This window comes from Caulobacter sp. GW821-FHT10C03, from assembly GCF_059415485.1.
In genome coordinates this window covers 343840-357945 of record NZ_JBWKNI010000004.1, presented here as the reverse complement: position 1 = coordinate 357945, position 14106 = coordinate 343840, and the positions used below count along the sequence as shown (strand labels likewise).

16 protein-coding genes are annotated in these 14106 nt (G+C 68.7%); 11 read left to right on the top strand and 5 right to left on the bottom strand.

The window, feature by feature from the left end; translation table 11 throughout:
* Positions 1 to 56 precede the first annotated feature (56 nt).
* Positions 57 to 1244: an acetyl-CoA C-acyltransferase gene (locus AC07NG_RS07585; protein WP_494593062.1), complete on the bottom strand. Its 1188-nt coding sequence runs from the start codon at positions 1242 to 1244 to the stop codon at positions 57 to 59.
* Between the two features lie 179 nt (positions 1245 to 1423).
* On the opposite strand from AC07NG_RS07585, the gene AC07NG_RS07580 reads away from it, so the two are divergent.
* The 11 genes from AC07NG_RS07580 to sugE all read left to right on the top strand — a co-directional run bounded on the left by AC07NG_RS07580 (position 1424) and on the right by sugE (position 9849).
* A complete protein-coding gene (locus AC07NG_RS07580; protein WP_492854373.1) occupies positions 1424 to 1849 on the top strand; it encodes a hypothetical protein in 426 nt (141 codons plus the stop codon).
* A 332-nt stretch (positions 1850 to 2181) separates the two neighbouring features.
* Positions 2182 to 2502, top strand: coding sequence for a DUF8200 family protein (locus AC07NG_RS07575; protein WP_492854374.1), 321 nt, complete (start codon positions 2182 to 2184; stop codon positions 2500 to 2502).
* A 120-nt stretch (positions 2503 to 2622) separates the two neighbouring features.
* The gene (locus tag AC07NG_RS07570; RefSeq protein ID WP_494593059.1) at positions 2623 to 2859 is read left to right on the top strand and encodes a hotdog family protein; all 237 of its coding nucleotides are present in this window, start codon (positions 2623 to 2625) and stop codon (positions 2857 to 2859) included.
* A 218-nt stretch (positions 2860 to 3077) separates the two neighbouring features.
* Entirely contained in the window at positions 3078 to 3632 is a 555-nt protein-coding gene (locus AC07NG_RS07565) for a F0F1 ATP synthase subunit delta (RefSeq protein ID WP_110119146.1), read from the top strand.
* A 62-nt stretch (positions 3633 to 3694) separates the two neighbouring features.
* On the top strand, positions 3695 to 5227 hold the full coding sequence (gene atpA, locus AC07NG_RS07560) for a F0F1 ATP synthase subunit alpha (protein WP_110133024.1): 1533 nt from the start codon (positions 3695 to 3697) through the stop codon (positions 5225 to 5227).
* A 35-nt stretch (positions 5228 to 5262) separates the two neighbouring features.
* A complete protein-coding gene (locus AC07NG_RS07555) occupies positions 5263 to 6138 on the top strand; it encodes a F0F1 ATP synthase subunit gamma (protein ID WP_110119150.1) in 876 nt (291 codons plus the stop codon).
* A 52-nt stretch (positions 6139 to 6190) separates the two neighbouring features.
* Complete coding sequence (gene atpD, locus AC07NG_RS07550; protein ID WP_492854375.1) at positions 6191 to 7819, top strand: F0F1 ATP synthase subunit beta; 1629 nt, start codon at positions 6191 to 6193, stop codon at positions 7817 to 7819.
* Positions 7819 to 8070, top strand: coding sequence for a hypothetical protein (locus AC07NG_RS07545; RefSeq protein ID WP_492854376.1), 252 nt, complete (start codon positions 7819 to 7821; stop codon positions 8068 to 8070). Before atpD ends, AC07NG_RS07545 begins: the two co-directional genes overlap by 1 nt.
* On the top strand, positions 8070 to 8333 hold the full coding sequence (locus AC07NG_RS07540; RefSeq protein ID WP_110119155.1) for an ATP synthase F1 subunit epsilon: 264 nt from the start codon (positions 8070 to 8072) through the stop codon (positions 8331 to 8333). Before AC07NG_RS07545 ends, AC07NG_RS07540 begins: the two co-directional genes overlap by 1 nt.
* Before the next feature lie 363 nt (positions 8334 to 8696).
* Positions 8697 to 9377, top strand: coding sequence for a hypothetical protein (locus AC07NG_RS07535; protein ID WP_492854377.1), 681 nt, complete (start codon positions 8697 to 8699; stop codon positions 9375 to 9377).
* A gap of 148 nt (positions 9378 to 9525) precedes the next feature.
* A complete protein-coding gene (sugE, locus tag AC07NG_RS07530; RefSeq protein ID WP_198576632.1) occupies positions 9526 to 9849 on the top strand; it encodes a quaternary ammonium compound efflux SMR transporter SugE in 324 nt (107 codons plus the stop codon).
* 206 nt (positions 9850 to 10055) lie between these two features.
* Here sugE and AC07NG_RS07525 read toward each other — a convergent pair whose 3' ends face one another.
* The 4 genes from AC07NG_RS07525 to AC07NG_RS07510 are packed head-to-tail and all read right to left on the bottom strand — an operon-like array spanning position 10056 to position 14029.
* Complete coding sequence (locus AC07NG_RS07525; protein WP_492854379.1) at positions 10056 to 10805, bottom strand: alpha/beta hydrolase; 750 nt, start codon at positions 10803 to 10805, stop codon at positions 10056 to 10058.
* Between the two features lie 56 nt (positions 10806 to 10861).
* Complete coding sequence (locus AC07NG_RS07520) at positions 10862 to 12313, bottom strand: alpha/beta hydrolase (RefSeq protein ID WP_494593053.1); 1452 nt, start codon at positions 12311 to 12313, stop codon at positions 10862 to 10864.
* Positions 12314 to 12359: 46 nt separating this feature from the next.
* Positions 12360 to 12851, bottom strand: coding sequence for an RNA pyrophosphohydrolase (locus AC07NG_RS07515; protein WP_494593051.1), 492 nt, complete (start codon positions 12849 to 12851; stop codon positions 12360 to 12362).
* Complete coding sequence (locus tag AC07NG_RS07510; RefSeq protein WP_110132762.1) at positions 12848 to 14029, bottom strand: divergent polysaccharide deacetylase family protein; 1182 nt, start codon at positions 14027 to 14029, stop codon at positions 12848 to 12850. The genes AC07NG_RS07515 and AC07NG_RS07510 overlap by 4 nt, the downstream gene beginning before the upstream one ends.
* Positions 14030 to 14106: the final 77 nt, after the last annotated feature.

Here is a 14106-nt window from a genome sequence, read left to right as displayed (position 1 = left end):
CCCCTCAGTCGCTCCGCGACAGCTCCCCCAGAGGGGGAGCATCGCCGAGCCCGACCTCAGAAGATCTCGAACAGACCGGCCGCGCCCATCCCGCCGCCGATGCACATGGTCACCACGCCGAGCTTGGCCTTGCGGCGCTTGCCTTCCAGCAGCAGGTGGCCGGCGCAGCGGGCGCCCGTCATTCCGAAGGGGTGGCCGATGGCGATGGAGCCGCCGTTGACGTTGTACTTCTCCGGATCGATGCCCAGGCGGTCGCGGCTGTAGAGGCACTGCGACGCGAAGGCCTCGTTCAGCTCCCACAGGTCGATGTCGTCGACCTTCAGGCCGTGGCGTTCCAGGAGGCGCGGCACGGCGAAGACCGGGCCGATGCCCATCTCGTCGGGCTCGCAGCCGGCGATGGCGAAGCCCTTGAACAGGCCCAGCGGCTCGAGGTTGCGGCGGGCGGCCTCCTTGGCTTCCATCACCACCACGGCGGCTGCGCCGTCCGACAACTGGCTGGCGTTGCCTGCGGTGACGAAGTTGCCCGGGCCCTTGACCGGCTCCAGCTTGGCCAGGCCCTCCAGGGTGGTCTCCGGACGATTGCACTCGTCCTTGCTGACCACGTAGTCGACCAGGCTCTCTTCCTTGGTCTCCTTGTTGACCACCTTCATCTTGGTGGCCATCGGCACGATCTCGTCGTCGAACAGGCCGGCGGCCTGGGCGGCGGCGATCCGCTGCTGGCTGCGCAGCGAATATTCGTCCTGGTATTCGCGGCTGACGTTGTAGCGCTTGGCCACGATGTCGGCGGTGTCGATCATCGCCATCCACAGCGCGGGCTTCTCGCGCATCAGCTTTTCTTCGGTGATGTGGAAGCGGTTCATGTGGCCGCCGGCGTTGACCAGCGAGATCGACTCCACGCCGCCGCCGATCGCCGCCGCGGCGCCGTCGTTGCGGACGTAGTTGGCCGCGGTGGCGATGGCCTGCAGGCCCGACGAGCAGAAGCGGTTGACGGTCTGGCCCGAGGTGGTGACCGGCAGGCCGGCCCAGATGGCGGCGTTGCGGGCCACGTTCATGCCGGTGGCGCCTTCGGGACCGCCGCAGCCCAGCACCACGTCCTCGATTTCCGGACCGTCGAGGCCGGCGCGGCTGACGGCGTGCTGGATGGCGTGGCCGGCCATGGCCGCGCCGTGGGTGTTGTTGAAGCCGCCGCGGACGGACTTGGCCAGACCGGTCCGAGCGTAAGAGACGATGACCGCTTCGCGCATGGCGCTTCTTCCCTGTTTAAACGTTAGTTTGAATTGCCTGCACCGTAGGCCGGAAATTTCGGTTGGGAAAGATCACGCGTGCGTAAGCCGGAAGAGGCGTCCAAGCCCCCCGATCGCGACGTCCTGCCGCGGCGGGCTCTTAACCGGACTTTGAGAAAGGAGGGTCTTAGTTTCCTTCCATGATCCTGCTGGTCGCCTTCGCGTTCCTGGGAGCCCTGCTCGGGCTCTTCTGGCGCCCCCGCTTCGTGGGGGTGGTGATCGCGGTCGTGCTGGCCGGCGTGGTGCAGGGCGTGGCGGCCTGGTCGCTGCAGATCCTGTCGCACCAGGTCAATCGCGAGCACCTGCTGCTGCAGATGCACGCCGTGTTCGGCGAGACCCTGATCGACTTCGCCGGCCCCGTGGCCGCCGCCGCGGTCGGGGCGGTGTTCGCCGCCCTGCTGGGCGGCCTGACCGACGCCCGCCGCCCGCCGGTGCTGGTCACCGCCGACGGCCTGCGCCGCAAGGCCGGCAAGGACGGCCGCTACGCCCGCATGGAGGGCATGGTCGAGCAGCGCGAGATCCACGCCCGGGCCGAAAGCCGGATCGACTCGATCCTGGGGCTCTGAAGTTTCGGCCTCGCGGCCGCCAAACCCCAACTTCCCGTCATTCCCGCCACAAGGGCGGAGGAGAGGGGGGGGCGAACCGGGCGACCAGCACCCGGAAACCTCCGTTTCGATAAAATATGCGCACGCGAACAAAAACGCGCTTGCGCTATTTCTGAACGCTGATATCTAAGCAGTGCTTAGTTCGGTTGCGCGGCGTCGGTGGGGATACCGACGCCAGTCTTTCACCAGAGAAGTCTGGGCAAGAGACGTGTCCCTCGCATCCCGACGGCCAGTACAGCTTACGCGCCGATCATCGATCTTTCCATCATCCCCGAAGCTGGAGGGCTTTTCCCATGAAGCTCCGCGCCCTGGCGGCTGTCGCCGCCCTGTCCGTTTGCGCGCTCGCCGCCGCCCCCGCCCTGGCCGACGGCCGCCTGGCGGTCACTCTCGAAAAACCCGTCTCCGCCAAGACCAAGATCGTCGCCGGCGGCGCGGTCTTCGTCTGCGAAGACGCCGCCTGCGTCGCCGCCTCGGCGCCGTCGCGGGCCCTCAGCGTCGCCTCGTGCAAGGCGCTGGTGAAAGAAGCCGGCCGCGTCTCGGCCTTCGGCGGCGACGCCAAGGCCCTGGCCGCCGACGAGCTGGAGCGCTGCAACGCTTCGGCCAAGGCCGCCTGAGGCCTCTCCAACACCGGAGGCTCGTCGCCTCCGGCTGTTTTCCTCGATCATCGCCTGACAGGGCGGCGGGCTTGTTCCGCCGCCTTTTTCTTTCGTCCGTCCGGGAGTTAAGTGTCGCCCATGACCCAGTCGATCGCCGCCCTGCTGGAAGACGCCCTCAAGGAAGCCGCCGGTTCCGACGCCGCGCCGGTGTCGCTGACCGTCGATTATGGCCAGGGAGAAGGCGGCGACCTTGCCCTGCGCGGCTGGATCGAACGGGCCACTCGCAGTCTGGTGTTCGCCCAGGCCGAGGCCCGTACGCCGGGCGGCGCCCTGGCCGGCTCGGCCTCCGGCGTATTCCGCCGCGTCAACGTCTGACGGATAAACGGCTTTTTTCCGAAACTTGGCCGAACGCGATCGTCTCGGCTTGGTTGCGACTGCGAACACCCCGTGTTATCAGGCGCCGGGCTTCGGGAAGGGCAGCGTGAATGCGCGGGCCGCCCGTGCGCTTTTCTCAAGCGCGATCAAGTCTTTAAGCCGGGAAGAGGGGGCAGCTTCTCTTCCGCGGCGATTGCAACGCACACCGGGCGGAACAAGTGGCGGAAGAAACCAAGGCGACGGATGCGGGTCAGCGTTATGCGCAGTCCCTGTTCGAACTGACGATCGAAGGCGGCAACCTGGCGAAGGTCGAGCGCGACCTGAAGGACCTCAAGGGTCTGATCGCCGACAGCGCCGACCTGCGCCGTCTGATCGACTCGCCCGCGTTCTCGGCCGAGGACAAGGCCAAGGGCCTGACCGCCGTCGCCGTGAAGGCCGGTTTCGACATCCTGACCGCCAAGTTCCTGGGCCTGATCGCCTCCAACGGCCGCGCCATCGAGCTGGTCGGCGCGATCAACGCCTTCGTCGCCCTGTCGGCCAAGCACCGCGGCGTGGTCGCCGCCGAGGTCATCTCGGCCGCCCCGCTGACCGCCGCCCAGCTGAAGGCCGTCACCGCCGGCGTCTCCGAGGCGCTCGGCAAGACCCCCGAAATCTCGACCCGCGTCGACCCGTCCATCCTGGGCGGCGTCAAGGTGCGCGTCGGTTCCCGTCTGTTCGACGCTTCGCTCCGTTCGAAGCTCGATTCCCTGAAATTCGCCCTCAAGCGCGCCTAAGCGTATAACCGCGCAAAAAACGTACGTACGCAGAGAGCCCTAAGAAAGAGCCCGACCCAGCCATGGACATCCGCGCCGCCGAAATTTCGGCCATCCTCAAGTCGCAGATCGCCAACTTCGGCGAGGAAGCCGCCGTCTCGGACATCGGCCAAGTTCTGTCGGTCGGCGACGGTATCGCCCGCATCTACGGTCTAGATAACGTCCAGGCCGGCGAGATGGTCGAATTCCCGAAGGCCGGCGTGAAGGGCATGGCCCTGAACCTCGAGCGCGACAATGTCGGCGCCGTGATCTTCGGCGCTGACGCCGAGATCAAGGAAGGCGACGAAGTCCGCCGCCTCGGCGAAATCGTCGACGTGCCGGTCGGCAAGGGCCTGCTGGGCCGCGTCGTCAACCCGCTGGGCGAGCCGATCGACGGCAAGGGCCCGATCCAATACACCGAGCGTCGCCGCGTCGACGTGAAGGCCCCGGGCATCATCCCGCGCAAGTCGGTGCACGAGCCCGTGCAGACCGGCCTGAAGTCGATCGACACCCTGATCCCGGTCGGCCGCGGCCAGCGCGAGCTGATCATCGGCGACCGTCAGACCGGCAAGACCGCCGTCGCCATCGACACCATCCTGAACCAGAAGGCCGCCAACGCCGGCAAGGACGAGAGCGCCAAGCTCTACTGCGTCTATGTCGCCATCGGCCAGAAGCGTTCGACCGTCGCCCAGATCGTCAAGACGCTCGAAGAGCACGGCGCCCTGGAATACACCATCGTCGTCGTGGCCTCGGCCTCGGAGCCGGCCCCGCTGCAGTACCTGGCCCCGTTCGCCGGCTGCGCCATGGGCGAGTGGTTCCGCGACAACGGCCTGCACGGCCTGATCATCTATGACGATCTGTCCAAGCAAGCCGTCGCCTACCGCCAGATGTCGCTGCTGCTGCGTCGCCCGCCGGGCCGCGAAGCCTACCCGGGCGACGTGTTCTACCTGCACTCCCGTCTGCTGGAACGCGCCGCCAAGCTGAACGAAGACAACGGTTCGGGCTCGCTGACGGCTCTGCCGATCATCGAAACCCAGGCCAACGACGTGTCGGCCTACATCCCGACCAACGTGATCTCGATCACCGACGGCCAGATCTTCCTGGAAACCGACCTGTTCTACCAGGGCATCCGCCCGGCCGTGAACGTCGGCATCTCGGTGTCGCGCGTCGGCTCGTCGGCCCAGATCAAGGCCATGAAGCAAGTCGCCGGTCCGATTAAGGGCGAACTCGCCCAGTATCGCGAAATGGCCGCCTTCGCGAAGTTCGGCTCGGACCTGGACGCCTCGACCCAGAAGATGCTGGCTCGCGGCGAGCGCCTGACCGAGCTGCTGAAGCAGCCGCAATACGCGCCGCTGTCGGTCGAAGAGCAGGTCTGCGTGATCTACGCCGGCACCCGCGGCTATCTCGACAAGATCCCGACCTCGTCGGTGCGTCGCTTCGAGACCGAGTTCCTGGCCCGCCTGCACAGCGCCCACCAGGACCTGCTGACCGGCATCGCCACCAAGAAGGCCCTCGACAAGGACCTGGAAGCGTCGCTGAAGAGCGCGCTCGACAGCTTCTCGTCGACCTTCGCCTAAGCCCCCTCGGAACCGCTCGGAGAGAGTAGCGCCGAATGGCCAGCTTGAAGGAAATGCGCAATCGGATCTCGAGCGTCAAAGCGACGCAAAAGATCACGAAGGCGATGCAGATGGTGGCGGCTGCCAAGCTGCGCCGGAGCCAGGACGCGGCTGAAGCCGCCCGTCCGTACGCCCGGCGTCTGGCCAGCGTCATCGCCAACCTCGCGACCGGCGTGTCGGGCGACGGCGCTCCGGCGCTGCTGGCCGGCACCGGCCGCGACGACCGTCACCTGGTGGTGGTGGCCGCGGCGGACCGCGGTCTCGCCGGCGGCTTCACCTCGTCGATCGTGCGCGCTTCCCGCGCCCACATCGACGGGCTGATCGCCCAGGGCAAGGACGTGAAGATCGTCTGCGTCGGCAAGAAGGTGACCGCCCAGCTGCGTCGCCTCTACGCCGGTCGCATCGTCGAGAACTTCGACCTGTCGGCCTATCGCCAGCTGACGCTGTCGGTGGCCCAGCCGATCGCCGACGTCGTCACCAAGCTTTACGAAGCCGGCGACATCGACGTGGTCACCCTGTTCTACAGCCGCTTCAAGTCGGTGGTGCAGCAGATCCCGACCGCGCTGCAGCTGATCCCGGCCGTGGTCGAGGGCGGTGAAGTCGCGTCCGGTCCGGCCGCGGTCTACGAGTACGAGCCCTCGGAAGAGGCCATCCTCGAGACCCTGCTGCCGCGCAACCTGACGGTCCAGATCCTGTCGGCGCTGCTCGACAACATGGCCGGCTTCTACGCCAGCCAGATGACGGCCATGGACAACGCCACGCGGAACGCGGGCGACATGATCAAGCGCTACACCCTCGAGTACAACCGTTCCCGCCAGGCCCAGATCACCAAGGAGCTGATCGAGATCATCTCCGGCGCCGAAGCCGTCTGATCTAGCCTAACGCCAAAAACGCACGCAGAGACGCACGAAAGACCCGCACGCCATGGCCAAGACCCCCGCTAAGGCTCCCGCCGCCGCCGCTGAAAAGCCGGCCGCCGCCAAGAAGCCCGCCGCCCCGAAGGCCGCCGCCGCCGCTCCGGCCGCTGCTGCCGCCGCTCCCAAGGCTCCGGCCGCCAAGAAGCCGGCTGCTCCCAAGGCCGCCGCCGCTCCGAAGGTCGCCGCGCCCGTCGCCGGCGAAGCCACCGGTCGTCTGGTCCAGATCATCGGCGCCGTCGTCGACATCGAGTTCACCGGCCCGCTGCCGGCGATCCTGAACGCCGTCGAGACCACCAACACCGCCACCGGCCAGCGCCTGGTGTTCGAAGTCGCCCAGCACCTGGGTCAGAACACCGTCCGCGCCATCGCCATGGACGCCACCGAAGGTCTCGTCCGCGGCCAGCCCGTGCGCGACACCGGCGAAGCCATCCGCGTGCCGGTCGGTCCGGGCACCCTGGGCCGCATCATGAACGTCATCGGCGAGCCGATCGACGAGCAGGGCCCGATCCAGTCGGACATCACCCGCACGATCCACCGCGACGCCCCGACCTTCGCCGAGCAGACCAACACCGCTGAAGTGCTGGTCACGGGCATCAAGGTCATCGACCTGATGTGCCCCTACACCAAGGGCGGCAAGATCGGCCTGTTCGGCGGCGCCGGCGTCGGCAAGACCGTGACGATGCAGGAACTGATCAACAACATCGCCAAGGCTTACGGCGGTTACTCGGTTCTGGCCGGCGTGGGCGAACGCACCCGCGAAGGCAACGACCTCTATCACGAGATGATCGAGTCGAACGTCAACGTCGACCCGAAGGCCAACAACGGCTCGACCGAAGGCTCGCGCTGCGCCCTGGTCTACGGCCAGATGAACGAACCCCCGGGCGCCCGCGCCCGCGTCGCCCTGACCGGCCTGTCGATCGCGGAATACTTCCGTGACGAAGAAGGCAAGGACGTGCTGCTGTTCGTCGACAACATCTTCCGCTTCACCCAAGCCGGCGCCGAAGTGTCGGCTCTGCTGGGCCGCATCCCCTCGGCCGTGGGCTACCAGCCCACCCTGGCCACCGAGATGGGCAACCTGCAGGAGCGCATCACCTCGACCAACAAGGGTTCGATCACCTCGGTCCAGGCCATCTACGTTCCCGCCGACGACCTGACCGACCCGGCCCCGGCCGCTTCGTTCGCCCACTTGGACGCCACCACCGTTCTGTCGCGCGACATCGCCGCCCAGGCCATCTTCCCGGCCGTCGATCCGCTGGACTCGACCTCGCGGATCATGGACCCGCTGGTCATCGGCGAAGAGCACTACACCGTGGCTCGCCGCGTCCAGGAAGTCCTGCAGCAGTACAAGGCGCTGAAGGACATCATCGCCATCCTGGGCATGGACGAACTGTCGGAAGAGGACAAGCTGACGGTCGCTCGCGCCCGCAAGATCAGCCGCTTCCTGTCGCAGCCGTTCCACGTGGCCGAGCAGTTCACCAACACGCCGGGCGCCTTCGTCCAGCTGAAGGACACGATCCGCTCGTTCAAGGGCATCGTGGACGGTGAATACGACCACCTGCCGGAAGGCGCCTTCTACATGGTCGGCCCGATCGAAGAAGCCGTGGCCAAGGCCGAGAAGATGGCGGCGGACGCCTGATGACCGAAGAAGACGGCGATCTCGGCCACTTCTGCTGCGATGAGCTGGAGGACGCGGTGTCTTCGGACGCCGAGGCCTCCCTCATCGAGCACGACAGCGGCCTGATCCTGTTGAACCTGGGTCAACGGGAAGCCGATGGTGAGACGGGCACGGTCCTGACCACCATCCGCTTCTGCCCGTTCTGCGGCACCGAGATCCAGACCGACGAAGACATCGAAGCGGCCCTGGGCGCCGTGGAGACCTACGACTGATGGCCAAGCTGCACTTCTCCCTCGTCGCGCCCGAGCGCGAACTGTTCTCCGCCGACGTCGACCAGGTCGACGCGCCGGGCACGGAAGGCGACTTCGGCGTCCTGCCGAACCACGCGCCGTTCATGACGACGCTGCGCGAGGGCCGGGTGACGGTGCGCGACGGCGCGACCGTCAAGCTGTTCGACATCCAGGGCGGTTTCGCCGACGTGGGTCCGGACGGCTTCACGATCCTGGCCGAACACGCGGTGGAAGTGGCCGCCTAAGGGCTGCTTCTTTCCGAGCACTTCGAAAGCGCCTCCATCCGCAAGGGTGGGGGCGTTTTTCGTTTGTCCCTCTCCCCTTGCGGGAGAGGGTGGCCTCGCGGAGCGAGGTCGGGTGAGGGGTCTCTCAGACCTCAAAGCCGCCTGTAGCGGTCAGGTTGGGTGAAGCGTCTCATGTTTGAGAGACCCCTCATCCGTCGGTCTTCGACCGCCACCTTCTCCCGCAGGGGGAGAAGGAAGAGGGCGTCGACTATAAAAATTACGATTGTGACCCTATCGACGCCGCAATCCGTCACCATAAGGGTTGCGAGGGAACGCTTGTCGGTTTTAATGCCGACCTCCAAGTCTCTAGGGGATATCCAGACTATGCGCCTTGCGCTCGCCAGCTTGATCGCCCTCGGCGTCGTCTCGACCGCCGTTGCCCAGGAGCAACCCGCTCCCGCCGCCGCCCCGGCCCAAGCTCCTGCTGAAGCCCCGGCCGCCGCGCCCGCCGATCAGGCCGCGCCCGTGGTTCCGGCTCCGGCCGCCGGCACGCCCGAAGCCGCCGCCGCCGCGGTCGCTCCGGAGCCCGTGCGTCCGCCGCCGCCGACCGACCCGGTCTCGGTGCGGATCCTCAGCGTCCTCGACACCATCTGCAAGCCCGCCGTGGTCGGCGGCGACTTCAACGCCCTGGCCAAGGCCGCGGGCTTCAAGAAGAAGCGCGACCTGTGGACCCTGGACCTGGGCAAGCCCTACCAGATCGTCCTCGACAACCCGGGTTCGAACAAGAACGTCTGCACCCTGAACGTCCAGCACGCTCAAGGCCCCGAGCAGGCCCAGGCTCTGGCCACCGCCCTGCACGACTGGGCCAGCTGGGAAAACAGCCCGCAGCTGCGCCTGATCCGCAACGACCAGCTGGTCACCGACGTCAAGCGCCTGACCGTGACCTGGGACAACAACGCCGCCGGCGGCAAGGCCGGCCTCGTCTATGTCCGCGTCAAGAAGCTGGACGACAGCTCGGTCGGCAAGAATTACGAGCAGGCCCAGATCCTCTACACCTCGCAGTGAGGTGATCGGAGGGCTTGCCCTCCGGGATCCAGAAGCTATCTAGGCAAGGCGCGGGGACGACCCCGCGCCTTTGCTTTTTTCCGGGGACGACCCCGCTTCTCGCGACGCCGAGGCCACGGGCCGGGCGCGCGATCAACGGGAGCAGGTCATGGCCTGGATCATCCTTTTCATCGCCGGTCTTTTCGAAATCGGCTGGGCCGTCGGCCTGAAATACACCGAGGGCTTCACCCGCCCGATCCCCACCGTCCTGACCGCCATCAGCCTCGTCGCCTCGATGGGCCTGCTGGGCTGGGCCGTGAAGAGCCTGCCGCTGGGCACCGCCTACGCGGTGTGGACCGGCGTCGGCGCCGTCGGCACGGCCATCGTCGGCATCCTGGTGTTCAAGGAGCCGGCCACGGCGGCGCGGCTGGTCTGCCTGGCGCTGATCGTCTCGGGGATCCTGGGGCTGAAGGTGTTCAGCTCGGGCCATTAAGGCCGGAAACGGAAAACCTCTCCCATGGGGAGAGGGAGGGGCCCGCGCCGTAGGCGTGGGAGGGTGAGGGGGTAAGCCGTCGGCCGCCTCGTCACCCTTCTCCCTGCCTTGTCCGGAAAAGGTCCCTAACCCCTCACCCTCCCATGCTGCGCATGGGCCCCTCCCTCTCCCTATGGGAGAGGTGGAACTCAGTGGGAGAAGGAGCCTTAAGCCGCCGCCCGGTCCTCGGCGGCGATGAAGTCCAGGCACGCCTGCGCCACGTCTTCCCAGCCGGGCTCGCCCGGCAGCCAGTGGCTCATCTCCGGGAACTCGCGGAACACACCACCCAGGCGGGCGGCGGTCTGGCGGACGGTGGCGGGCGGGTGGACGACGTCCTGGCCGCCGGCGATGGCCAGCACCGGGGCCTTCACCGCGCCGGGGCTGGTGGTCATGAACGGGTCGAGCCACCAGTTCAGCGTCTCCCACAGCGCCCGGCCGCTCTCCGAGGTCATGCGGGCGTAGAGGGCGCGGCGGGTCTCGCGGGGCAGGCGGTCGAGGCTGTAGCGGCGCACCACGCCGTAGTCCGGCGCGATGGCCTGCAGCCAATAGGGACCCAGCGAATAGAGGCTGACGGCCGAGACCGCCTCCTCCAGGCTCGCCCCGTGCACGCCCCAGGGCGGCGAGGGGGCCAGCAGGATCAGGCGATCGACCGGGGCCCGGCCGGCGGCCAGCTGGGCCACCAGGCCGCCCATGGAGTGGCCGATCAGGATCGGCGGCGTCTCGCACGAGCGGATCAGGCGCACGACGGCGCGGGCGTAGTCGCTCATCGACAGGCCGACGGTCGACTCGCCGGGCGCGCGGCCGGGCAGGTCGGGCGTCAGCACCTGATGACCAGCGGCCTCGAACGGCGCGCGAAACACATCGAACGTCCAGCCGCCGCAGAAGGCGCCGTGGACCATGATCACCGGAGCCTTCACGCCCGCCTCTTAGGTCAACCCCGCCCGTGTGGCTGATACGAGCGTTTCAATGGAGCCTACACGCTCTTCTTGCCGCGTGGCGAAGTTTTGGCGGGCGTCGTTGTCGCAGCAGTCTTGGTTGCGGCGGCTTTCGGGGTCGCCTTGGGCTTGGCTTCGGCCTTGGTGGTCGGCGCGGCCTTGGGAGCGGCCTTCGCGGCGGGCGCGCTCTTGGCCTTCGGCGCGGCCTTGGCCGCCGCCGGCGCGGGGGCCGCCTCGGCGGGAGGTGCTGCGGCCTTGGCGGGCGCCTTGGGTTTGGCGACCTTGGCGGCGGGGGCGGCCTTGGCTTCGGTCTTGGGCTTGGGCGCCGACTTGGCCGGGGCCTTCGCCACAGGGGCCGGTTCGACCGGCGCGGGCGGCGGCGTCTTCGGCTTGGCGGTCTTGGCCGGCGCTGCCTTCGGCTTGGCCTCGGTCTTGGCGGGAGCGGGCGCGACTTCGGCCTTTGGGGCGACAGGCTTCGGCGCGGGGGCCGCCTTGGGCTTGGCCGGCGCCTTTGCGGCGGGCTTTGCAACCGGTTCGGCGACGACGGCCTTGGCCTTGCTGGGCGTCTTCGCCTTGGCGGGGGCCTTGGGCTTGGCGGCCGGGGCGGGCGCCGGAGCCTCGGCCTTGGGTTCGGGAGCCGGCGTCGGAGCGGCGACCGGTTCGACCTTGGGCTCGACCTTGGCCTTGCTCGGCGGAGGGGCGGAGGCCGGGCCCAGGCCCTTTTCCGACAGCCAGGCCTTGGCCGCGTCGTACAGGGCCGCGCTGCCCGGCTCGTCGATCAGCCAGTGGGCGTGGTCGGGATATTCGCGATAGTCGGCGCCGGCGTACTTGCGGCCGACCAGCCGCACGTCCTCGACCGGCGTGGTGCGGTCGCGGGCGCCGGCCAGCACCAGCACCGGCACGGTCACCTTGGCGGAGTCGACGTGGGCGGTGCGCGAGGGATCGCGGTCGGGATAGGCCAGGTCCTGCAGCACCCGGCCGGAGTCGTACACCGCCGTGGCGTAGAGCGCGTCGTGGCGGGCGGCGGGCACGGCGTTGACCACGCCGAACTTGAAGCCGGTCTTCCACATCTTCACCGGCTTGGGCGGTCCGCCCTGGCTGAGCACGGCGTTGAGGAAGGTGATCAGCGGGGAAAGCTTCGGCTTGCCGCGCGCGTCGGCCGGCGAGGCGGGGGCGAACAGCACGATGCCCGAGGTCAGGCCGCTCTCGGCCAGCTTCTGGGCGATCAGCCCGCCCATCGAGTGGCCGAAGACGATCGGTTTGATCCCGTCGCGGGCGGCGGTCACCGCCGCCAGGGCGCTGAGCTCGGCGACGTAGTCGGCCAGGCTAAGCCCGCCCAGCTCCGCCGACGGCGAGGCCGGCACGCGCAGCTTCGGACGGATGGTCGGCGTCTCGACCGCGTAGCCGGCCTTGCGAAACGCCTCGGCCGCCGGCGACCAGCCGTCGCCGGTCATGCCGTAGCCGTGGATCATCAGGATGGTTCTGGTCACGCCCGCGCCTCCAAGCCCGTGTGAGGTTGGGCGCGAGCCTTGGGTGTCAGGCGACGCGCGCGAACCCCGAGAAAGCGACGACCATCTGTTCGTAGACGCCGCGTTTGAAGGGTACGATCAGTTCGGGCGTTTCGTCGAGAGCGCCCCAGCGCCAGGCGTCGAACTCGACGTCGCCGTGGGCGGCCAGATCGATCTCGGATTCCGGTCCGGTGAAGCGGAAGGCGAACCACACCTGCTTCTGGCCCAGGTAGCCGCGCGCGCGTTTCGTGCCCAGGAAGTCGGCCGGATAGTCGTAGGTCAGCCAGCCCTCGGTGCGGCCCAGCAGCTCGACGGAGGTGACGCCGGTCTCCTCGTGCAGCTCGCGGCGGGCGGCGGCCTCCAGGTCCTCGCCCTCGTCGACGCCGCCCTGCGGCAGCTGCCAGTTGTAGGGCGGCTCCTGCTTGTGGCGCATGCCCAGCCAGACGCGGCCGTCGGTCGGGTGGAAGAGGGCGACGCCCACATTGGGGCGGTACTGGGAGAGGTCTTGCTTGGCGCTCATCGCCTGGCGATAGCCGAAGCCGGGGCCAGTTGCACGCCCCGTGCGTTCAGCCCGCCAGCCCAGTTGCGCACCTGGCTGATGGTGACCGGGTAGGCGAAACCCACGCCCAGGGCCGCGCCGCGCGCCCCGGCGCCGGCTTCCAGGGCCCGCAGCTGGCCTTCGATGGCCTCGCCGGACAGATCATCGTCGATGCCGCGCTCGGCCGAGGCGCGGGGGATCGGGCCACCGCGACGGGCGGCCGCGCCGTCGTCGACGAAGGCCAGGCCCCGGGCCTTGAGCGAGGCCATGAAGGTGGCCATGGCCGGGTCGGAGGCCAGGAACTTCGAGCCCAGATAGTTGGTCAGGCCGAAATAGCCGGTGGCGCGCGACATCAGCCATTCCAGCTTGCGCACGGTCTCGTCGGGCCGGTTGGCGGCGATCAGGGTGTAGGGGCCGGGATCGTTGGCCGGATAGTCGTTGGGCTCCATCGGCGTCTCGAGCAGCACTTCGTGGCCGTGCGAGCGGGCCAGGTCGATCCAGCCCTGCAGGCCCTCCGAATAGGGCGCGAACGACAGGGTGATCTCGGGCGGCAGGGTCTCGATGGCGGCGCGGGTGGTCTGGGCGTTGAGGCCGAGACCGCCGATCACCAGGGCCACACGCGGGCGGCCGTCGGGCGTGAACGGGCGGGCATAGGCTTCGGCGACCGTGCGGCCGTCGGGGCCGATCACCGGCAGCGGGCCGCCGCCGGGGCCGGGAACCGACAGGCCGGGCAGCGGGGCCTGGACCAGGGCGCCGCCGGACGGAACGGGCGGGGCGGCCAGGTCGACGGCTTCGCTTTCGGCTTCCGGCGCGGCCGCGTGGCGGGCGAAGGGGTGGTCGGACAGGTCCATCGCGCCGGGCAGCAGCGGGGCTTCCTCGGCGCCTTCCGGGGCCAGGGCCTCGCGCCAGCCTTCGGGCGGGTTGGTGGTGGCGCCGATCTTGGTCAGTTCCAGGCGCAGCACGGGCGCGCCGGCCTTGGGATCGCCGGTGATCATCACCAGTACGGCCAGGCTCAGCAGAAACAGGAAGGCCGCGGCGCTGGCGCCGATATAGGGATTGCCGGCGGCCGCCAGCAGGCGCGCGCGCAGGTCGCCGCCGCCCGCGTCAACGGCGGGCGCGGCGGCGGTGTAGGCGGGCTTGCGGGAGAACACGGCGGCCATGGACGAGCCTTACGAGGCAAGCTTCCAAGATATGGTTAACGCTGTTTGGCGAAAGCTGCGGCGAAATCGACAGGGCG